Source organism: Natrinema versiforme JCM 10478 (assembly GCF_000337195.1).
Classification (GTDB): Archaea; Halobacteriota; Halobacteria; order Halobacteriales; family Natrialbaceae; genus Natrinema; species Natrinema versiforme.
In genome coordinates, this window is sequence record NZ_AOID01000064.1 from 1 (window position 1) to 20,901 (window position 20,901).

Annotated in this window: 14 protein-coding genes; 5 read left to right on the plus strand and 9 right to left on the minus strand. The window is 58.8% G+C overall.

Features of this window, described 5'->3' with window-relative positions; translation table 11 throughout:
- Together C489_RS19770 and C489_RS19775 are read right to left on the minus strand one after the other, a co-directional pair.
- A partial coding sequence (locus C489_RS19770) for an iron-containing alcohol dehydrogenase (RefSeq protein WP_006433162.1) occupies nucleotides 1–1,028 on the minus strand: 1,028 nt, incomplete at its 3' end.
- 455 nt (nucleotides 1,029–1,483) lie between these two features.
- Nucleotides 1,484–2,290, minus strand: coding sequence for an IclR family transcriptional regulator (locus C489_RS19775; RefSeq protein WP_006433163.1), 807 nt, complete (start codon nucleotides 2,288–2,290; stop codon nucleotides 1,484–1,486).
- 1,185 nt (nucleotides 2,291–3,475) lie between these two features.
- On the opposite strand from C489_RS19775, the gene C489_RS19785 reads away from it, so the two are divergent.
- A complete protein-coding gene (locus tag C489_RS19785; RefSeq protein ID WP_006433164.1) occupies nucleotides 3,476–4,576 on the plus strand; it encodes an aromatic ring-hydroxylating oxygenase subunit alpha in 1,101 nt (366 codons plus the stop codon).
- A gap of 711 nt (nucleotides 4,577–5,287) precedes the next feature.
- On the plus strand, nucleotides 5,288–6,445 hold the full coding sequence (locus C489_RS19790) for a glutathione-independent formaldehyde dehydrogenase (RefSeq protein WP_006433165.1): 1,158 nt from the start codon (nucleotides 5,288–5,290) through the stop codon (nucleotides 6,443–6,445).
- A gap of 223 nt (nucleotides 6,446–6,668) precedes the next feature.
- Here C489_RS19790 and C489_RS19795 read toward each other — a convergent pair whose 3' ends face one another.
- The 3 genes from C489_RS19795 to C489_RS19805 form a co-directional block, all read right to left on the minus strand.
- Nucleotides 6,669–7,799, minus strand: coding sequence for a CobW family GTP-binding protein (locus C489_RS19795; protein WP_006433166.1), 1,131 nt, complete (start codon nucleotides 7,797–7,799; stop codon nucleotides 6,669–6,671).
- A gap of 296 nt (nucleotides 7,800–8,095) precedes the next feature.
- Nucleotides 8,096–9,073, minus strand: coding sequence for a formyltetrahydrofolate deformylase (locus C489_RS19800; protein WP_006433167.1), 978 nt, complete (start codon nucleotides 9,071–9,073; stop codon nucleotides 8,096–8,098).
- Between the two features lie 317 nt (nucleotides 9,074–9,390).
- Nucleotides 9,391–10,596 (minus strand): alanyl-tRNA editing protein, encoded by a 1,206-nt coding sequence (locus tag C489_RS19805; protein WP_006433168.1) that lies wholly within the window; start codon nucleotides 10,594–10,596, stop codon nucleotides 9,391–9,393.
- Nucleotides 10,597–10,908: 312 nt separating this feature from the next.
- Here C489_RS19805 and folP point away from each other — a divergent pair, with 312 nt between their 5' ends.
- Nucleotides 10,909–13,323: a dihydropteroate synthase gene (gene folP, locus C489_RS19810; RefSeq protein ID WP_006433169.1), complete on the plus strand. Its 2,415-nt coding sequence runs from the start codon at nucleotides 10,909–10,911 to the stop codon at nucleotides 13,321–13,323.
- A gap of 51 nt (nucleotides 13,324–13,374) precedes the next feature.
- Here folP and C489_RS19815 read toward each other — a convergent pair whose 3' ends face one another.
- Nucleotides 13,375–15,333, minus strand: a complete 1,959-nt coding sequence (locus C489_RS19815) for an archaea-specific SMC-related protein (RefSeq protein ID WP_006433170.1) — start codon at nucleotides 15,331–15,333, stop codon at nucleotides 13,375–13,377.
- An 80-nt stretch (nucleotides 15,334–15,413) separates the two neighbouring features.
- Nucleotides 15,414–16,022, minus strand: a complete 609-nt coding sequence (gene rdfA / locus C489_RS19820; RefSeq protein ID WP_006433171.1) for a rod-determining factor RdfA — start codon at nucleotides 16,020–16,022, stop codon at nucleotides 15,414–15,416.
- Between the two features lie 334 nt (nucleotides 16,023–16,356).
- Between rdfA and C489_RS19825 the strand changes: the two genes are divergently transcribed.
- Both C489_RS19825 and C489_RS19830 read left to right on the plus strand, forming a co-directional pair.
- Nucleotides 16,357–17,004 (plus strand): helix-turn-helix domain-containing protein, encoded by a 648-nt coding sequence (locus C489_RS19825; RefSeq protein WP_006433172.1) that lies wholly within the window; start codon nucleotides 16,357–16,359, stop codon nucleotides 17,002–17,004.
- Nucleotides 17,005–18,347: 1,343 nt separating this feature from the next.
- Nucleotides 18,348–19,145: a hypothetical protein gene (locus C489_RS19830; protein WP_006433173.1), complete on the plus strand. Its 798-nt coding sequence runs from the start codon at nucleotides 18,348–18,350 to the stop codon at nucleotides 19,143–19,145.
- Between the two features lie 91 nt (nucleotides 19,146–19,236).
- On the opposite strand, the gene C489_RS19835 is transcribed toward C489_RS19830, so the two are convergent.
- Both C489_RS19835 and C489_RS19840 read right to left on the minus strand, forming a co-directional pair.
- Nucleotides 19,237–19,596, minus strand: a complete 360-nt coding sequence (locus C489_RS19835) for a hypothetical protein (protein WP_006433174.1) — start codon at nucleotides 19,594–19,596, stop codon at nucleotides 19,237–19,239.
- A gap of 61 nt (nucleotides 19,597–19,657) precedes the next feature.
- Nucleotides 19,658–20,881 carry an aromatic ring-hydroxylating oxygenase subunit alpha gene (locus C489_RS19840; RefSeq protein ID WP_006433175.1) on the minus strand — a complete coding sequence of 408 codons (1,224 nt, stop codon included), beginning with the start codon at nucleotides 20,879–20,881 and terminating at the stop codon, nucleotides 19,658–19,660.
- Between the last annotated feature and the right edge of the window lie 20 nt (nucleotides 20,882–20,901).

A 20,901-nucleotide genomic window follows, 5' to 3' on the forward strand; every position in this document is an offset into this window, starting at 1 on the left:
TCGGCATCCACCGCTTCCCTCGCGGCCTCCTCGTCGGATACCCCGGACACGTCCACGCCCATCGCTTCGGCGACTTCGGCGTATCGTCCGGGAACGGCTTCGATGTTGTATCGCATCACTGCAGGCGTGTACGCGGCGATGGCCTCTCCGTGTGGAATTTCGGGATACATTCCGCCGGTCGTTTCGGCCAGGGAGTGGATCGCGCCGAATCCGGCGAAGTTCTCACAGATCCCCGCCACGTGAGAGCCGAACATCATCTGCTCGCGTGCCGCCATCTCACCGTCCTCGTAGGCGGCGGGGAGGTGCTCCGAGACGAGTCCCATCACGTGTTTGGTCAGCGGTTCGACGAGGGGCGGGCGGGCGGAGGACACGTGATTCTCGAGCGCGTGGGAGAAGGCGTCGAAGCCGGTTGCGGCGGTCTGTCTCGGCGGGAGCGTCTCCGTCAAGGCGGGATCGACAAGCGAAATTTCGGCACCCAGGTACGGTCCGCCCGGGTACTGCGGCGATTGGCCGAGGGCCATCTTGAACTCGCGTTCCTCGTCGGTGATCACGGCCCAGTAATCGACCTCGCTGCCGGTTCCGGCGGTCGTCGGTACCGTCACCAGCGGGAGGGGGTGGTTCTCGATCGGTTCCTCCAGTACCTCCTCGGCCGACGTCACTTCGTAATCGGCGATCTCTCCCGGATTGGTGGCCATCAGCGACGCTCCCTTTCCGACGTCGATCGAACTTCCGCCGCCGACGGACACGATGAAGTCACAGCCCTCTTTCTCCAACAGTTCGGTTGCTTCGTTGACCATTCCGACTGTCGGATTGGGCTCGACGCCGTCGTAGGTCGCGTACTCGATGCCTTCGGCAGCGAGCGACGTTTCGATCCCGTCGACTAAGCCGGCGTCGAGGATCCCCTGATCCGTGACGATCAGTGCCTTCTCCCAACTCTGTGACTCGACGATCGATCCGATATTCTCGCTGGATCCGTTCCCGAATTCGACCCAGATCGGGAAGGTAAGCGTGTAGTCGCCGAGGCTCATCGGCGCTCACCCTCGCGTTTCGTACCGTGAATGCCGGGTGATCCCATAGACGTGGCGTCTGTTGACATCGCTCTATCCGCATGGTAGTCTTTCTCTCCCATTCCAGCCACAGTTTCCATATTTCAGTATATAAATCTTGGTGTCAGGTCGATTCCGGCCCCAGTTTCACGAACGCCGTACTTGCGTCTGAGTGCCCGGTAGAGCCCTGTTCGCGACGTAATCGGCCAATCGAATCACTCAATCTACCAGCTGCTCGAGGGAGACGATCTCGCTTCTAACGTCCCCGCTAAACGCCCGGACAATTCGCATTCGCTGACCGAACAGTACCCTGACCGTCGCGTTTCGAATGTGGAAACGGACCTCGAGTAGCGTCGACCATCGAATCGCGAGTCGATCGTCTCGGACGGAATCGCGTTCGATCCGGCAGAGAACTCCGACACGCCCCGTTCGGTCCGCTACGTCCCGTCACTACGGTCGTTTGCCACCCGCTGTTCGAACGATTTGACAGTCCGCTCGAGCGCCGGCACGATATTCTGCTCGATTACCTCATCGGTAATGCGATAGCTCGGCCCCGAGACGCTCATCGCACCGATGGGAGGGCCGTCCGGTTGATCGACCGCCATTCCGACGCTGCGCAGTCCCTCGGTGAATTCCTCGTTGTCGATCGAATATCCCCGATCGTCGACGCGCTCGAGTTCCTCGAAGAGGGTTCGACGATCGGTGATCGTGTTATCCGTGTTCGCCGGTAGTCCCCACCGATCGAGGATCGCTTCGGTCCGGTCCCGGCCTAATTCAGCGAGAATCGCCTTCCCGGAAGCGGTCGCGTGCATGTGGTAATACGTCCCCATTCGAGCACGGTAGCGGCTCGAGTTGCTGTCGTCGGGGTACTTCACCCACTTGTGGTACGATTCCGAGATCGTGACGACGCGGCCGTGGTCCTCGATTACGAAATCGATCTCTTCGTCGGTCGCGTCCGTCAGTTCTCTCACGGCGTCATCCGCGACCTGGTATCCCCTCTTTCGGCTCCGGGCGTGTTCGCCTAAGCCGAGGAATTTCGGACCGATGTGGTACTCGTCGCCTTCTTTCACCAAATAGCCGCATTCGTAGAGGGTACTCAGGTGCTTGTATACCGTGCTCTTAGCGAGCGACAAATCCTCGGCGAGCAGCGGGAGGTTCGCGCCACCGTGTTCCCGTACTCGATCGATCAACGCCAGCGAGCGAGCAGTCGTTTTCAGTGTCGGATCCTTCGGTTGGTCCATCATATGTGTTGCTAATACATGGCACACCAATTAAGCGTTTCTCAAATCGAAATACCGATCCCGATCGGGTCCTCGGAAGCAGTTATCGGACGAATGAGAATCGCTACCACACCACCTCGCCGATCCACAAAATATAGTAATCTTAATCATTCATGCATTCGAAACGCGGCCAGCGATCGCTCGCACCGTATGAGTGGGGAGATCGGTCCGGGGAGAACGCCACTAGCACCGATTCGGAGCATCGAATCGAGTATCCGGATCGAGATGAGCGTTTTCCGGACCGCTTCGTACCAACCGTTTCCCCCCGAGAACTCTCGAGAGGTTCTTCTCGACTATCCGTTCTATACGATGTGGCACACTCTGTTTACACACATATTGATGTAATCTCTCGATCTGCGGCGGTCAGACTGTGCTCTTGAGAGTGGGTCGGATCTGTAGAATCGCATAGAATATACTACCCTACTATTTTACCCGCTGTACCCACGAGCGGTATTTTCATAACCATATGGTTCTTTCCCCACTCACATATACTAACAAACATCTATTTAGACTGTTACTACCCGGCGATTTTACAGCGAAGCACGAGCGCGGTGGCACGGTATAGTAGGGCGATATCGACAGTCCACTGATGGAGAATACGATAGCTAAAGCGTTCCGGATCACGATCCGCTCGAGATAACGGTCCGAAATACCGGGTGAGAAGTACATATCGCCGTGCACGGAAAGATATCGGTATCTCAAAGTGGACCGTGAGAGACGACCGATACCGGTGGGAATCGGTCGCCGGTATCACCTCTTCGTTTCCGATATATTCCGTCCCCCGCTAAGCTACGCCTGGCTCTATATCATATAGATTATGTACACACCCATTTGATATCTACACGAATTGCGATCGGTTTTGATCGGCTGGTTCGATATCCCTTCTCGTTTTTCGGAGTTGATCACGTGCCTTCGATAGCCGTGGCGGTCGACCCGATAGAAGGGGTATGAACGTCTCCCCATCGACAGACAGGTTGGTTCGAAACCCGGCAGAAATGAACCGTCTGTGAAATACGAATCGGTACCGATCGTCTATAGCGTATTTCAGTCCGACATCGATATCGTTCACCGATGCCACGACCGGCCATATAATGGGATTCTATATAACTGGCCAACCCTTTTTACTAATTCGCTCAATTGTGGTACTGTATGACGCAGTGGAACGACGCCAAGACGAAGCCTGTCAGTTCGGACATCACGGACAAATCAAACGCGTTGCCGGCTCGATACTTCACCGAAGACGACGTCTTCGAGATGGAGAAAGAGAAGGTGTTCGGTCAGTACTGGATCTACGCCGGCCACGTGAACAGCATCAGCGAGCCCGGCCAGTTCTTCACGCGGACCATCGGCGGCCGTGATCTGATCATCGCTCGAGACGGCGACGGTGAGATCCGCGCCGTCGAGAACTTCTCGGCTCGCGACGGCGCGGCGCTCCTCGAAGACGCATCGATGACCGATCCCAAACAGGTCGATCCGGACGCTCTCGACGAACCGGAGTCAGTTCACGTCGACAGTATCGGCCCACTGATCTTCGTGAACCTGAGCGAGGATCCGATGCCGCTGGCCGAACAGGCCGGCGTCATGAAAGACCGGCTCGAGGCACTCCCGCTCGAGGAGTACGAACTCGCCACTCGGATCAGTTCGGAAGTCGAATGTAACTGGAAGGTGTTCGCGAGCAACTACTCGGAGTGTGACCACTGTCAGGCCAACCACCAGGACTGGATCAAGGGCATCTCGCTCAACGAGTCCGAACTCGAGGTAAACGACTACCATTGGGTGCTTCACTACACGCACGCCGAAGACGTCGAGGACGAGATGCGGATCCACGACGAACACGAGGCGCAGTTCCACTACCTCTGGCCGAACTTCACGGTCAACATGTACGGCACCGCCGACGGTTACGGCACCTACATCATCGAACCAATCGACACCAACCGCTTCCGACTCATCGCGGACTACTACTTCCGCGACAGTGAGCTCTCCGACGAAGAGCGGGAGTTCGTCCGGACGAGCCGGCAACTGCAGGAAGAGGACTTCGAACTGGTCGAGCGCCAGTGGGAAGGGCTCAAGACCGGCGCGCTCGCACAGGCCCAACTCGGCCCCAACGAACACACCGTCCACAAGTTCCACCAGCTCGCACAGGANTGGGAAGGGCTCAAGACCGGCGCGCTCGCACAGGCCCAACTCGGCCCCAACGAACACACCGTCCACAAGTTCCACCAGCTCGCACAGGAAGCGTACAACAACTAAGCTGACGGACTGTTTTTCGGGCGGAACGGAGAGCACTAGAGCTACCCGCAAGTGGAGCACGGCGGTCGGGGTTGTGGTGTAGTCGGCCGGGACCAACGTCGACTCTGTCCAATTTGCTTTCGACACCGGACCCGTTGCGAGGAGACGGAGCAATTAGTCCAGCGGCTTATTGAACGGTATGCAATAAACGAGCATCCGTGAGTAACGCGAGCGATTCACCGCCGGAGCGGGGTGAAACCCCGCGACGGCGGCTTTTTGGCATCAACGGATTTTGCCGGGGTTCGCCCGAGTGAGCGAAGCGAACGAGGAAGGATCCCGGCAAAAGAGGTTGCTGTACACACCGGCGACCAGAGCGTTCGACAGAGAGCACACGAGGCCACAGTTGATTCCGTGGCTCAAACAGAACTTCTAGTATTGTTGGGACGACCCTGTCCGCTGTCGTCGTCGCGCAACCAGTCGTCAACAGCACGTCGCTGCTGTCGGCACTGACTACCCTCCTGTTCAATACACCGCATCCGGGACTCGAATAGCGACGCCCTGACTCCTTGTGTCAGTTATTCGAGAAGCGTACCCGAAACTCATGGGAAAATAGACCGTCCCTCTCCCACTAGCGGTTGTAGATCTCACATGTTGTATTCTAACCACTCCCATATACATTGAATATAAATGTCGCCCGCTCGCAGGTGAGAGTGGAGATTTCGATCAATGTCAATGGATGCCGTTGTCTACAAAGGCGAACGCGAGGTATCGGTCGAAGAAGTCGAGGAGCCGCAAATCGAGCACCCGAACGATGTCGTAATCGACATCACGACGACGTGCATCTGCGGGTCCGACCTCCACATGTACGAGGGGCGGACGGCCGCAGAGCCAGGGATCGTATTCGGACACGAGAATATGGGAATCGTGACCGAGGTCGGCGATGCGGTGACCTCCCTCGAGGAGGGCGACCGCGTCGTCGCGCCGTTCAACGTCGCCTGTGGCTTCTGTGAGAACTGCGAGAACGGCTACACCGGCTTCTGTACGAACGTCAATCCCGGCTTCGCCGGCGGCGCGTACGGCTACGTCGCGATGGGGCCGTATCAGGGCGGTCAGGCCGAGCAACTCCGCATTCCGTACGCGGACTTCAACGCGCTCAAGCTGCCCGAGGGTGACGAACACGAGGACTCCTTTGCACTGCTCGCGGACATCTTCCCGACCGGCTGGCACGGTACGGAACTCGCCAACCTCGAGTCCGGTGACTCCGTCGCGATCTACGGCGCTGGCCCGGTGGGCCTGATGGCGGCCTACAGCGCCAAGCTCAAGGGTGCCGCAGAGATTTACGTCGTCGACCGCGTTCCCAGCCGCCTCGAACTGGCTGAGGAACACTGTGACGCGACGCCGATCAACTTCGAGGAGGGTGACCCGGTCGAACAGATCAAGGACATCCACGGCGGCGGCGTGGACAAGGGCGTCGACGCCGTCGGATACCAGGCGATCGACCCGGACAAGGAAGGCGACGGTGCGTACGACCCCGCTCGCGAGAACCCGGCTGTCGTCATTAACAATCTCATCCGGACGGTCCGACCGACCGGTGAACTCGGGATTCCGGGATTGTACGTCCCCGATGATCCCGGCGCACCGGACGACATGGCCGCACAGGGCCGTCTCGGCATCGACTTCGGGCTCCTCTTCGAGAAGGGACAGGCGCTCGGTACCGGTCAGTGCAACGTCAAGGAGTACAATCGCGAACTCCGCGACATGATCATCGAAGGGCGTGCCGATCCCAGCTGGGCCGTCTCACACCGCGTCGACCTGGAGGAGGCACCGGAGATGTACGAGAAATTCGATAACCGCGAGGAAGGTGTCACGAAGGTTCTACTGGAACCATAACCCTCGCACGATTGGACGCCTCCGTTTTTTAGCATTACTACGCCTTCTCGTGCTCTGCTGACACAGCACGCTGTGGAATACTGTTCCCTACAGAGCCACTGAAACGGTGTGTGAACTGATCGAACGCCGTCCCGCGTATCAGGAATCACCGGATTCTAAACGTCGACTGTGTGGATCTCTTGGTGTTGAACCGACCACCAAACGGATCGGTCTCGAGCGGAAATCAAGCAGATTCGCGGGGGAAGGGATCGGTAGCGTACTCGTCGGTCTGTTCGTCAGCTGTCGCCAGACAGTCGTCGAGTTCGTTTGTCACGGCCGCCTCGTCGATGTCGCTACCGATGAACACTAACCGTGTCGCCGGCTCGTCGTCTCCCCATTCGCCGATCGGCCCAGCCTGGACGGACGGACCGGCCTGACTCACCCCGAGAACCGTCTCCGGGCGACTCACTACCCACGCGAATCCTTTCGCACGGATGATCTCGCCGTCCCAGTCGTCGAGCCACGCGTCGAACCGTTCGGGGTGGAAGGGACGCTCTCGACGATAGACGAACGACTCGACGCCGTGTGCCTCGGCCGCCGAAACGGCATCGTCACCGTGGTCGTGATCCGGATGCTCGTTCGCTGTGTCTCCGGCCAAGGCTTGCTTCCAGCCTTGCTGTCGCCGTGCCGCGTCGAAGTCGAACGATCCCGTGTCGAGAACGGCACTCGAGTCGACATCGCTGTACGTCGTTCGATGCAGCGTCGCACGCGGCTGGAGTTCGCCGATGGCGGCCTCGATAGCGTCCAGCGTCTCCTCGGGCACCATATCACACTTATTCAACAGCAAGACGTCGCAGAATTCGATCTGGTCGACTAACACCTCGGTCAGCGGCCGCTCCGGATCCGGGGCAGCATCCGGGAGGGATTCGTCCGAATCGAACGCTTTCCAGAAGCCATAGGCGTCGACGACCGAGACTGTCGTATCGAGTCGGAACCGGTCCGGAAGGCTGTCCGCTTCCGTCCCCGTCGTGAGCGTCCGGGCGATGGGAATCGGTTCACTGATTCCTGACGCCTCGATGACGAGGTAGTCGAACGAGCGCTCCTCGGCTAATCGCGTCGCCTGCGCGACGAGGTCGTCCTGGAGTCGACAGCAGATACAGCCGTTCGAGAGGTCGACGACACCGTCCTCCGTCTCGTCGGCGATCAACTCCGCGTCGACGTTGATCTCGCCCATATCGTTGACGATGACGGCGATTCGACTCCCGTTGGGGTTGTTCAGCAGTCGATTGACCAGCGTCGTTTTGCCCGCACCCAGCGGGCCGCTGATAACGGTGATCGGGATCTCGGCTGGAGACGTGACCATTTCGTCTGTCATCTCGTCTCGACGTCTAATGAATCTCCCGTCGACGGCACGAGTGGTGGCTCGTGAGCTCCTTCGATATCGGAGCGACAGGTGCCGGTATCGTCGTTCTGTGTCTGGGGCCGGCATAGCGCTCGGAACGCTGGCACGTCCCGACAGACTCGACCGCGCCATCCTCAACAGATTATCTATCTTATATGATGCGGAGAACGGGAGAAACGACCCAGTCCGTGTAGCCCAATAGGGGACCGCAATCTACTCTCATTGCCGCTTCGACGGACCTCGGTGTCGGCGTTGAAAGACACCGTGAGTCAGTCGTCCGCCGTTGCCGTCTCATCCGGTTCGCTGGCAGCCACCGCATCGAAGCCGTCGACCGGCTGATCGGGGATCAGTCGGTCGAGTTCCTCGGGCGCGCCGAGTTGCGCGTCGGCCTCCTCGGGATTTTCGAGCTCGGTGCGTCCGAACTGGACGTCGAGTTCGTCGTCGAGATGAAGCCGTATCGCTTCGAGGAGGGCGTCGGCTTCGAGCGGCTGGCCTCGCTGCTTGAGGTCTGCCTCCGTCGCATCCGCAGGGATGTTGAACGCCCGCTGGGTGATGATCGGTCCCTGGTCGAGATCGGTCGTGACGTAGTGGGCGGTGACACCGGCGATACGGGCTCCCTCTTCGAGCGCCTGTCTGTACGCGGCGGCACCGGGGAACGCCGGAAGCAGACTCGGATGGACGTTGATGATCCGACTCTCGTAGCGGAAGACGACTTCGGGCGAGAGGATACGGATGTAGCGAGCCAGCGCGATCAGATCGATGTCGTATTCCGAGAGCCTGTCGAGAAGCTCTTCTTCGTCTGGGGTCCCCTTCTCGTCTCCGATATCGTGGAAGGGAACGTCGTATTGGGCCGCGAGCGGCTGCAGATCGTCATGGTTCCCGATGACGACCTCGATGTCAGCGTCCAGTTCGCCGCTATTCCAGGCCTCGAGCAACGTTTCGAGACAGTGGCTCTCCTTGGTGACGAGGACGGCAACGGACTGGTTCTCGCAGTCGGATGGGAACCGCACCTGCACGTCGACGCCGAACCCATCACAGAGGTCCTCGAGGTCCGCTTGGAACTTCGGTTGCGTCGTGACCATTTCCGTCGTATCGACCTCCATCGTCATCCGGAACGTCCCGTCCCGAACGGCCTGGTCGAGGTCTACAATGTTGGCGTTGCGCTCGAAAAGGAAGGAGGTCACCTCGGCGATGAGGCCGGTATCGTCTTCGCCGACGACCGTTATCTCGGTCCACTCGCGAGTCATACCAGCTCCCTCCGGCTACCGTCGTCGGTCGTTCCACTCGTCTTCGTCCGGTGTGAGTCGAGCGGCGCTTCCCAGTTACGTCGCAGTGATCTGTCGGCCACCGAAACGGACGTCTCGCGGTCTTTGAGAGGCATTTCGGACACTACTTCCCGTCCTCCGGTAATTAACTTTGTTCCTCCTGAAAGGGCGGGGATACGATGTGTTTCGGCGTCGCACTATATCGAAATATCCTGACAGCTCGAGAAGGAAGGCGTACGCTGTCCGGGACACTGAGACGGCGGACGCGCAGTCGCTCCAGACAGGGGTACGCGAAGCGATTACGCCTGCTCCCTGAGATATTCGACGACGGTCGCCGGTTCTTCGTCCAACCCACCGCCCTGTGCAAAGGTCGAACCGCCACCGCCGCCACCGCCGAACTCCGCTGTGACATCGTCGACGACCTCGCTGGCGTCAGGGTCGCCGGTCGTCGCGACGACCAGGAACGAATCACCGTTGACGCCGGTCAGTGCGATCACGTCTCCCGCGTCTCCAGCGAGGTCTCTGACTCGCTCGGAAACGTCGTTCGGCCCCATCCCCTCGACTTCGCCGACTATCCAATCGTCACCGTTCTTCGAGACGGCTTCGTCCGCTAGGGTCTCTAGGTGTCCTTCCAACAGACGCTCGTGTAACTGATCGATCTCTTCCTCGAGAGACGCGGTCTCCTGTACGAGACTGGTCGCGCGTTCCGGGAGATCCTCGACGCTCGTATCCAGTACGTCCGCCGCACGCTTTGCGTTCTTTCGCTCATCGATCCGCGTTTGGATCGCTGTGGGGCCGACGGCGTACTCGACGCGGATGAGGTCAGCCCCCGGATTCGAGACATCCAGAACCGCTATTGGCCCGATCTCGTTGGTATTTTGTACGTGCGTCCCGCCGCAGGCCGCGATATCCCAGTCATCGATCTCGACCACGCGAACTGTCTCGGACTGTTCGCTGTTGTCGGTCAGATTGAAAACCACGTCCTCGCGCTGACGGGCGCGTTCACTGTCCATTTCGTTCCACGTGACGTCTCGAGAGTCCCAGACTACCTCGTTCACCAGTCGCTCGAACGTGATCGCGTTCACGTCGTCCGGATCGCGGTCAGTTTCGAAGTCTAGGCGAACGTTCTCCGACCCGATACCGAACCCGCCGTATCCGGGATCCTCGAACAGTTTCCGTCCCGCACCGTACACCACGTGACTCGCCGTGTGCGCTCGCATACAGTAGGTTCGGAACGCTTCGTCGATGCGACCCGTGACAGCCTCGTCTGCCTCGAAGCCAGGCTCGGTCGCGAGAGTATGGATGAGTTCCCCGTCTCGTTTCTGCACGTCGATGACGTCAATCCCGTCCAGCGTTCCGCCGTCGGCCGGTTGCCCGCCACCCTCCGGGTAGAAGTACGTCCGGTCCAAGCGGACCGCACGACCGTCAACGGAACGAACGGTCGCCTCGAACTCCGTCACGTACGGCTCTGTGGCCGCTAAATTGGTCGTCGAATCGGTGGCCATAGTGTGGTCTTGCCACACACTCTGATAAACAACACGGTGCGCGTACTGCGAGACCCGATTCACCGATGTACTCTTTCAGAAGACGGAGTCGGACGGCCAACAGAGACGGTTCGAAAAGCGACTTCGGATCGGTGACGGAACAACGATGATCCCAACCCTAATATTAAAAATAAATTACATTCTGTGGATGCTGCGTAGAGCCGACCGTGACTCGAGGACTATTTTCGCGGTAGAGGCACTAAATCGTCGACGTAGCCGGCCGAAATAACGGTGTGGCAATACATTAATACCGATACCGAACCCGTATTTGACATGGAGTACCACGAGGCAGTCAACTATCTGGAAAGTCTGGACCGCTCCCGCCCAAAACTCGGGACGGAGACGACCGCGAGGATGCTATCCGCTCTCGGAAACCCACACGAGGGGGTCGACTGCGTCCAGATAGCGGGATCGAACGGGAAAGGGAGCACGGCGGTGATGCTCGAACGGGTACTGCGGGAGGCCGACCTCGATGTCGGTCTGTACACGTCGCCGGACCTGAACGACTTCCGCGAGCGGATCCGGACCAACGGACAAAAAGTCTCGAAGGACTTCGTCCGATCGTTCACCGAGGAAATCAAACCGTCTCTCTCTCGACTGCGCGGCGACGGTGACTCCCCGACGTACTTCGAGGTGCTTACCGTCCTCGCACTCCAGTATTTTGCCAGCCAAGACGTCGACGTCGCGATCCTCGAAGTCGGTATCGGCGGTCGGCACGATGCGACGAGCGTCGTGGAGCCGGTGGCCAGTGCCGTCACGAACGTGAGCCTCGAGCACACCGATGTCCTCGGCGAAACGGTCGAAGAGATCGCCCGAGACAAAGCCCAAGTCTCACCGGACGGAAAACGGCTCGTAACGAGTGCCGTTGGCGACGCGCTCGAGGCGATCCGAACCGAAACGGCGGTCGTTACTGTGGGCGAAGCCGAGGCCGACATCATCGCTCGAGAGGGCGAAATGACCTCGCAGGTCGAAACGACCGTCTCGATACGTGGTCCGGAGTGGACGGTCTCGACGAACAGTCCGTTGCTCGGCCAGCACCAGGCGACGAACGCCGGAATAGCGGCGACTCTCGCCCGCCAAGTAGCCAACGTCGAGACCGGGGCGATCGAGCGCGGACTCCGCAGTGCCCACTGGCCCGGCCGGTTCGAAGTGATGTCGACCGACCCGCTGGTGATCCTCGACGGTGCTCACAACCCGGCCGCATGCGAGACGCTCAGCGATCTCGTCGACCGGTACGAGTTCGATGGACTCCACCTCGTCTTCGGCGCGATGAAAGAGAAGGACCACTCGAGAATGGCAGCAGCATTGCCTGAATCGGACGTGCTTCACCTTTGTCAGCCGGCTGTGAGCCGGGCCGCGTCCTTCGACACGCTGACGGGCGCGTTCGAGACGTCTGCAACCCGGATCCAGCAGGACGAGACGGTACAGACGGCGGTCGAACGGGCGCTCGAGTCGGCAGACGGCGACGACTGCGTGCTCGTCACTGGTTCGCTGTACGTCGTTGCCGAAGCCCGCGATCGGTGGACGCAGCTCCAGATCCCGAAACAAGTCGAGACACTCGACGCTGCGCGATCGATTCTCTCCGAAGCCTCCGTTCAGGATGGGTTCACTAACCACGTCGCTAAAGACACTGTCACCCATACGTTCAAAACCCGATTGCGAGAGAAGCAGGCGGCGTATCTACAGCAGACGATGCAATCTATCGGTGGGACGTGTGTCGTCTCGGAGATCGCGTCTCCTGGGAGACATGTCTCCGTCGTCCTCTCCGGAACCGTCGCCCAGTACGAACGTCTGGCCGACGCGATCGAGAACAGTGAGCTGGGACTTTCGTACGTTTCGGAACGGTTCGGAGAGGTCATCAGCGATGGCGAGGAGGCCGACCGGTATCCCTGGGATGCTGACACGGCAGTCATGGGTATCCTGAACGTCACTCCGGACAGTTTCTACGACGGTGGCCAGTACGATCAGGTGGAAGACGCCGTCCAACGATTCCGTGAAATGAGTTCCTCGGGCGTGGACATCGTCGATGTCGGTGGCGAGAGTACTCGGCCCGGAGCCGATCCGATTACGGTCGAAGAGGAAATCGAGCGCGTGATCCCGGTTATCGAACGCATCTCCGGGACGGACGTGCCGGTCTCTATTGATACGAGACGGGCGGCTGTCGCAGACGCCGCCCTGGAGGCGGGTGCAGACATCATCAACGACGTCTCCGGGCTGGCGGATCCGGACATGCGGTTTGTCGCTGCCGACCACGACGTGCCGGTCGTCGTAATGCACAGCGTCGATGCCCCGGTCGATCCGGACCGATCGACGACGTACGATGATGTCGTCGAGGACGTCATCCGTGAACTCAGCCAACGAGTGTTGCTCGCCGAACGGGCGGGACTCGATCGCGATCAGATCATCGTCGATCCCGGACTCGGCTTCGGCAAGTCCGCCACGGAGTGCTTCGAGTTAGTCGACAGGCTGGGTGAACTCCGCGCTCTCGGTTGCCCGATCATGGTCGGCCATTCCCACAAGTCCATGTTCGAGCGCGTTGACTGCAGTCTCGACGAGCGACTCCTGCCAACGGTCGCAACGACGACGATGGCGGCCGAGCGAGGTGCAGATATCGTCCGCGTCCACGACGTCGCGGAGAACGCCGCTGCGATCCGGACGGTTCGAGAAATGGCCACCACAGATCGGTAGGAAGACGAGACGAGTGCCGAGGCGGGAAATCGATCGAGACGACGCCCGTACTTACGTTACTGTATCGAACGACGAGGTGGGAAGAATAGACGGAAACCTGGCGTCGAGTTCGTCGGCTTCCTCGGGGAGAACCGCTGCGACGACGTAGTCAGCGTGCTGTTCGAAATACGTCAGGAGGCCGTAAATACGGTCCGCGTCGAGCATCTCGACGGCATCGATGACGACGATCGGGAGCTCCGAGCTCACGTCGTGTGCGATATACCCAGCGAGCGCGACGACGAGACCGATAACTTCGCGTTCGCTTTTGCTCAGCGTGTCGATCGTATCCTCGTAGGCAGCCCCATCGGCAGTCGACCGCACGACGTGTAGTTCGAAATCGGTCCGCGAAGTCGATCGCCCCGTCGTATCGGTGAGCCGTTCGATCCACACGCGCTCGATGTTTTCGTACGCTAACTCGTCGATCACCTGCTGCATCGATTTGTTGAACGCAGACACGAGATCGCGCTCGATCGTTTCGATCCGATCGCGCTGTTCCTGAAGCTGCTTGGATATGGACTCGCGCTCGGCCTCGAGATCGTCACGGTCGGCGCGTGCTGACTCGATCCGTTCGATCTCCGTCTCGATGTCGGCGAGTTCGTTCTCGAGCTGGCCGCGTTTGTACTCGAGATCGCTCACCTCGCCGTGTAGTTCGACGAGTTCATCGTTTTCCTCATCGATTGCTTCGGCCTTCGTTTGCAGCTCTTCGATCTCGCTCTGGAGCGACGCCCGATCATCCTCGAGCTCCTCGAGTTGCTGCTCTCGGTGCGTGATCTCTTTGTCGATCGACTGTTTGCTGTCTGTGAGCCGGGTGCGCTTCTCGCGTTGCTCTTCGAGTTGTTGTTTCCGGTGTTTGAGCGACTCGATCCGATCAGTGATCATACGCTGTTGGGTCCGTTTTTCGTCGAGAATCTCCTTGACGACCCGGACCTGCTCTGCGATCTCCGACCGTTCGACGGTGTTCCCGCACGTCCAGCACGTGATCGTCCGGGTCGTCGGATCGAGTTCGCTGATAATATCGTCGGACGTCATCTGATCCGGGATATCGGTCTCATCGTCCAGCAGTTGTCCGTTCATCTCTACGATCGGACTCAGCGCGTTGATCGTCGTCGTCAACTGCTGCTTTTGGTGGTGGAACTGCTCGATCTCGGTTTCGATCTCGTCGAGGTCCTGCGTCTCGTCGGTACATTGCAGCTCAGCCAATTTCTCCGATTTTTCATCGAGATCGTCACGAAGCGATGCCAACGCCGCTTTTTGTGTCCTGATTCGGTCTCGGATCGTCTCCCGCTCCGTGCGTTTCTGTTTGAGTTCCTCGAGTATCTCTTGTCCCTCGTCTGTCCCGCCGCTCCCATCTCTTTGCTCGATAACCTCGCGTTTTGTCTCCAGCGAGTCCTCGACGGTCCGTATCTTTGCTTGCACGCTCTCGGCTTCCGTCTGGAGCGTCGGAAGACGATCTTCCATCCGGTCTACTTCTTCGAGGCGGCTATCGATCTCGTTTTTTCTGGTCTGCAGCCGATCGATCTCCGATTCGATCTCCTCGGTATCGATCGGTCTCATCAATAGGTCATACAAATCGTCATCGTTGACGATCGCTCGTCGAACGGGGTTCGTCTCATCGAGCGAGACGAACAGTTCACAGAGTTGCTTCCGATCGGATACGCGGTTAGCGTCGGAGACAACCGATTTACCGTCCTTCGTCGTTACAGTGACGTCGTAGTCGTCGTGGTCGGTCTCGAGTTCGATGTACCCCTCGTCGGCATCGCTCTTCAATTTCGGACCGTTCCCTCCGAGAACAGCAGAAAGTGCGCGTAAAAAGGACGATTTGTTCGACGCGTTCTCTCCCGAGAGCAGCGTGACGCCGGGTGAGAGCGTCGCTTCGCCCTCTGATATCCCCCCGATGTTCCGAACGCGGATACGAAGATCACCGAGTTCTACGGCAGTATGATCGGTCGGTGTCGTATTATTATATGACATGGTAGTTCAGAATTCGATAGTATGCGACACTTCACTACCCGAATACTAAAACTCCATAATCTTCAATCTTATGCAAACAGTCATTCCTCGGAATCAGCAGCACAGTTGCAACGGCCCCGTTCCAGAAGCCGAGAGAACGTATACTCCTCTCCACACCTCGTGCAGGCGATTCGGAGGCTCAACGTCACGTCCACGTCGCTGATGCGTACATGATCCGCAGAGCGAAGCCGGTCGATCGTCCGTTCGGTGATGACCTCCGTCCGAGATAATAGTTTGAATACCGTATTTTTTGCGTCGGGGATAGTCACACTCGGATCGTGAGACGTGTCCACTCCGAGACAGTCTTGTAGATGCGTCCGGATCGTCTGATAGCTCACAAAGTCCGCCCTGACTGCTTCCGGATCTACCCCCGATCGTCTGAGTCGGTCCGTTACTTCGACTCTCGAACCCGAACTCACGTCGTCAGCAGTGAGAAGGTGATATATATTTTCGACTTCACCCTCGACTATTTCCATTCTGGCAGTTCGCATCGCGGCCTCGAGAACTCGCTGGTTGAAGTCCCGCTCGAGGTCTCGAAGGCTCGCATCGGCATGCTGTCGCCGTTCCCGTAGCATCGTGTCGGCGCCGTCGAGCCCCCACTTCTCGCACACGCGGTCTATCTTGCACGTCCGACTATCGTCAGCAGACATCAGCTATCTGTCGAACTCGCGTTGGCATACCGGGTCCAGATGGATTTACTCACGGTACAAAAAACGGATCGTCGCATGCTCTTCCCTTGGGTTCAACCCTAAATAACGATACCGGTATACTGAACTGCTCCGCCGCGCTTCCGGAAGCGGGCCCGTCATATCATAGTAATTTATGTTCTCAGAGCGTTGTTACCGACACAGGACGTAGTTTGATTGTGAGCATCCCTTCAATAATGAGAGCAATAGTCTTTGGACAGCAACAAACAGGCAGTTCGATACGGTATTCGACCAGCGATTCCGTTCATACCTCTTCGAGCAGAAACCGGATACTACAATGCCAATAACAGCAAAATCATACATCGAACACGAAAATATAGCACTCGTTCCGACGCTGCACGAACTCGATGGCGTAAATATTCGGGTGATCCACCAAGCGACGACTGATCCGAACTCCGGTACGTTCCCGTTCGTGATCGAGTACGACGATATCGACGAGCTAGAAGCCGCACTCGACGCAGACCATACTGTGAGCGATTACGAACGGATAGATACGAATGACGGCACAAACATATACAATATACAGCATACAGATGAAGCCAAACTTATCAGCCCGGCTGTAACCCAAGTGAACGGGTTCCTCCTGCAAGCAGAGACGAAAGATAAAGGATGGCTCATTCAGGCACAGCTACCGAGCCGAAACGCGCTTCACACGGTGTGGGAACGTGCGAGGGAGAACGACATCAGTTTCAGTTTGCTTGAACTCTACGAAAAACGGAAGGGCGGCTCCGAGAGCTCGTTCGGCTTGACAGAAGAGCAACAGAAAGCTCTCGAGATCGCGTACGAAAAGGGATACTTCAGCGAACCGCGTGAAATGTCGCTCGAGGACGTTGCCGACGAAGTCGGCGTCTCTTCGACAGCGATGAGCGGCCGTCTGCGCCGAGGAATGAGAAATCTACTGTCGTCCACACTTATCGAAGAGTAGAAACAGCCTGGTTTCGGCGTCATGACTAGCTACCGTGACCGCGAATCCGCCGATGGCACGTGTCTCATATTGTCAAGTACAGCGCCTCTCCGATGCAGCCGCCCTGTCATTTCGCACCGCTACGAGTATCACATGCCGGGGTGGCAGCGGGCCCGGGATGCACCGCCCAAACTGCAAATAGATGAGTCGAACCGGGCGAACGATCCACGCCGATGTACGATCACTGGCACGTGTTGGTGCTCGGAGCGGATCGACGATCGGGGTCTTCTGGTCCCGTTGGCCCTCAATCCACTCGAACTCAGCGGTACAGAGGAACGTCTGTCTGTCTAGAGGTTACTGTCGCACGTGAACCCTTCGCGAGATGGGATTGTGAAACACAACATCTTTGAAATCGCACTTTTCGTTGATGGAACGGAAAATCTCCGGCCGACGCCGTCATGACGAGCACACCGACTACGAGCGAACGAGGCGAACAGAAAACTATGCTAGAGACGTCTGGTTGAAGGCGACCGAGACTATCACTCCCTCAGAGGCACCTTTTCGACGGTACAGTTCAGTCTGTTATGTGGGGTATCAGCGGTAGATATTACCTATTATATTGATGAAGCGGAGTAGCCCCGTCTGTAGTCGCGTTCGCCAGTGAGACAGCAGTCATAACGCATGGGATTACAAAAATATGTATGTAATTGGATTGTCGAGGTAGACCGTGCACCGTAGTCGGACGGAGAGAGCCGAATAGCGGCCGGTCACCGAATTGAAAACTGAGACCGGGAGAAGAGCACACTGTCGCCAGTTGACTGTTCGACCCGATCCTCGAGGCTTGAGTCAACACGACGAGTAGAAACTGAGGTCCGAACCGCGAGTTCTCTTCCGTACAGCGCTCTGGCGGTACTTCCCGGTCAACCGGCCCGGCATGTCACCAGCTGCGATCGACGAGAAATCCGATTTCGTAATCGGAGGACCACATAGCCGCGTCGGCATGATCTCGGAGCATATCATACGGTAGTGAATATACCGACAAAACGGTTCGAATCGCTACCGTGTTCGAAATCAGTTCGGTTCCGCGAACGCGAATCGGCTGCTGCGCCCGTGTTCGCGTGGAAACGAGGCGTCATGGAGACCACTCACTGCTTCGCGGCGTTCGTAAACTCAAGTGATTGTCTTCCCAATACGATGGGTTTGACGAGCGCACCCGATTCGCTCGATCCGGCCGCGGGCTCAGTCAGTTCGCGATCAGCGCGATGCTGATCCCGATCGTCGGGGACGGTCGGCCGGCGTGAGTCGGTGCCCGGCCGTCGGTTGGAGCAGTCAACTATTTCGGTCGACGGACGAGAGAACCGAGTATGGACGACAGAAAACAAGCCACGTTCGGCACCGAGGGCGAGCTCCGGACCGACGAGACGGATGCGACGGACGACGATTCCGACTCCGGACCCGAGCGCGACGACTTCGGCGACGAACTCGAGGAGAACGAAACCAAATCCGGGGCGAACCGCTACGTCGTCTCGAGTCTCCTCCAGAAGGCGGTTCGGCGATCCGACGAGGAGATCGCGGCGTGGGCCGCGTGGGAACTGGTCCGCTCGGGATACGCCTGGAACTTCTGGGACCGAATCAATCTCTACGTCGTCGAGGACTTGCGCGCCGGGCACGAGGTCGCGCTCACGGTGGCTCGGTACGAGGAACTGGCCAACGAACGGTGGTCGCCGGACTCCTGGCGCGGACGGCTCTGTGCGGTCCACGCGGCATTGGCGGCCGCTCGAGCACCGTCGTCTCGGGAGGCCGCACACGCCGACGATTACTTCGGCGAACTCTCCGAAGAACGCGCTGCCGCACGCGAGGAGGGCCGCGAGCCTCGCTACGACCATCCCGGCGACGAACTCGAGCCCGGCGGAACGTACGACGCTGTCTTCGACCAACACACCTACGAGGGAAAGCGGCTCGGCCGCGGCGGCGCGTTCTTCAGGACACACGGCGGGCGAGTCGGCCCCGAGGGCGAACCGGAACTGAGCCGCCAGTGGCGGATCCGGAGTATGCGACTCGAGGACCGCGACTACACCGAAGACGAGCTCGTTCGCGCGGTGGAATCGGTCGATCCCGACGAGAAGTGGCCCGAGACGGACACGACCGACCGAGAGGAGTAACTGTCGCGACGAGCGGCGACGAAGAGCCGAGACATCTAGCGTTTCAAATCGAACGCGAGCCGGTGTCCGGGGGACGAACGAAAGCAGTCGATCAGAACGCACCGAGGTAATCGTCCTGGGGTTCGTACAGGCCGCCGGTCATCCGCACATCGTGGATCTCGTCTAACGTCTCACCGATCGAGGACCCGTGGTCGGACATTACTGCCGCGACGACGCCGATCGGGACGCCGTTCTCGTACTGCTCTTGTAGCTCCCAGATGACGTCCTTGAGATCGTCGCTCGTGACGTCCTCGGCCGCATCTATCTGTGCCCGTTCGAACTCCACGTCGTGTCCCGTCACGCGATAGTGACGCCGGTAGAACTCGACGATCTCGTTCGGCGTCTCGGTTCGTAGATCGACATCACACTCCGGACAGGCCGCAACGTACGGTGCTTGGTCTTGCGTGCTCATAGGTATCGAATAGCTGATTCTGGTTCGAGTGCTGGTGAGCGCTGGTCGGTCGTCGGTGTGATCACGAGTCGTATGCCTCCTGTGCGAGCTGGTGGAACTTGTGGACGGTGTGTTCGTTGGGGCCGAGTTGGGCCTGTGCGAGCGCGCCGGTCTTGAGCCCTTCCCACTGGCGNGCGAGCTGGTGGAACTTGTGGACGGTGTGTTCGTTGGGGCCGAGTTGGGCCTGTGCGAGCGCGCCGGTCTTGAGCCCTTCCCACTGGCGTTCGACCAGCTCGAAGTCCTCCTCCTGGAGCTGGCGGCTGGTGCGGACGAACTCCCGCTCTTCGTCGGAGAGTTCACTGTCGCGGAAGTAGTAGTCCGCGATCAACTGGAACCGATCGGTATCGATCGGATCGATGATGTAGGTGCCGTAGCCGTCGGCGGTGCCGTACATGTTGACCGTGAAGTTCGGCCAGAGGTAGTGGAACTGTGCTTCGTGTTCGTCGTGGATCCGCATCTCGTCCTCGACGTCTTCGGCGTGGGTGTAGTGAAGCACCCAGTGGTAATCGTTTACCTCGAGCTCTGACTCGTTGAGCGAAATGCCCTTGATCCAGTCTTGGTGGTTGGCCTGGCAGTGGTCACACTCCGAGTAGTTGCTCGCGAACACCTTCCAGTTACACTCGACCTCCGAGACGATTCGGGTCGCGTGTTCGTACTCTCCGAGCGGGAGTGCCTCGAGACGGTCTTTCATGACGCCGGCCTGTTCAGCCAACGGCATCGGATCCTCGCTCAGGTTCACGAAGATCAGTGGGCCGATGGTGTCGACGTGGACGTCGTTCAGGGCGTTCGCTTCGGCGTCGAACTCTTGGACTTCCTCGTCCTCGAGGTCGGGGTTCAGACCGGCTTCGTCGAAGCTCTTGGGCGTGCTTTTGAGTTCCCCCTCGAGGTCGTACGTCCAGAGATGGTATGGACATTTGATTCGCTTTGCATCACCGGGATCGGTCATCGGCGTGTCGTCGACCATCTTCGAGCCGCGGTGGGCACAGACGTTGTCGAACGCCTTGATATCCCCATCGTGACCGCGGACGACGATCAGTTGCCGACCGCCGATCGTCCGGGTGAAGTACTGGCCTGATTCCTTGATGCAGTTGGCGTGGCCGGCGTATACCCAGTACTCGCCGAACACCTTCTCGTTCTCTACCTCGAGGTACTCCGGTTCAGTAAAATACTTCGCCGGTAATGCGTTTGACTTCTCCGTGATATCTGAACTCACTGCCTGCGTTTGTGATTCGTCCCACTGTGTCATACAAGACAGCAATTGACATA

Coding starts and splice junctions, on each gene's coding strand:
- folP (WP_006433169.1), top strand. CDS start 10,909: ATGGAGTACCACGAGGCAGTCAACTATCTGGAAAGTCTGGACCGCTCC.
- C489_RS19805 (WP_006433168.1), bottom strand. CDS start 10,596: ATGGCCACCGATTCGACGACCAATTTAGCGGCCACAGAGCCGTACGTG.
- C489_RS19775 (WP_006433163.1), bottom strand. CDS start 2,290: ATGATGGACCAACCGAAGGATCCGACACTGAAAACGACTGCTCGCTCG.
- C489_RS19795 (WP_006433166.1), bottom strand. CDS start 7,799: ATGACAGACGAAATGGTCACGTCTCCAGCCGAGATCCCGATCACCGTT.
- C489_RS19835 (WP_006433174.1), bottom strand. CDS start 19,596: ATGAGCACGCAAGACCAAGCACCGTACGTTGCGGCCTGTCCGGAGTGT.
- C489_RS19790 (WP_006433165.1), top strand. CDS start 5,288: ATGGATGCCGTTGTCTACAAAGGCGAACGCGAGGTATCGGTCGAAGAA.
- rdfA (WP_006433171.1), bottom strand. CDS start 16,022: ATGTCTGCTGACGATAGTCGGACGTGCAAGATAGACCGCGTGTGCGAG.
- C489_RS19830 (WP_006433173.1), top strand. CDS start 18,348: ATGGACGACAGAAAACAAGCCACGTTCGGCACCGAGGGCGAGCTCCGG.
- C489_RS19825 (WP_006433172.1), top strand. CDS start 16,357: ATGCCAATAACAGCAAAATCATACATCGAACACGAAAATATAGCACTC.
- C489_RS19800 (WP_006433167.1), bottom strand. CDS start 9,073: ATGACTCGCGAGTGGACCGAGATAACGGTCGTCGGCGAAGACGATACC.
- C489_RS19815 (WP_006433170.1), bottom strand. CDS start 15,333: ATGTCATATAATAATACGACACCGACCGATCATACTGCCGTAGAACTC.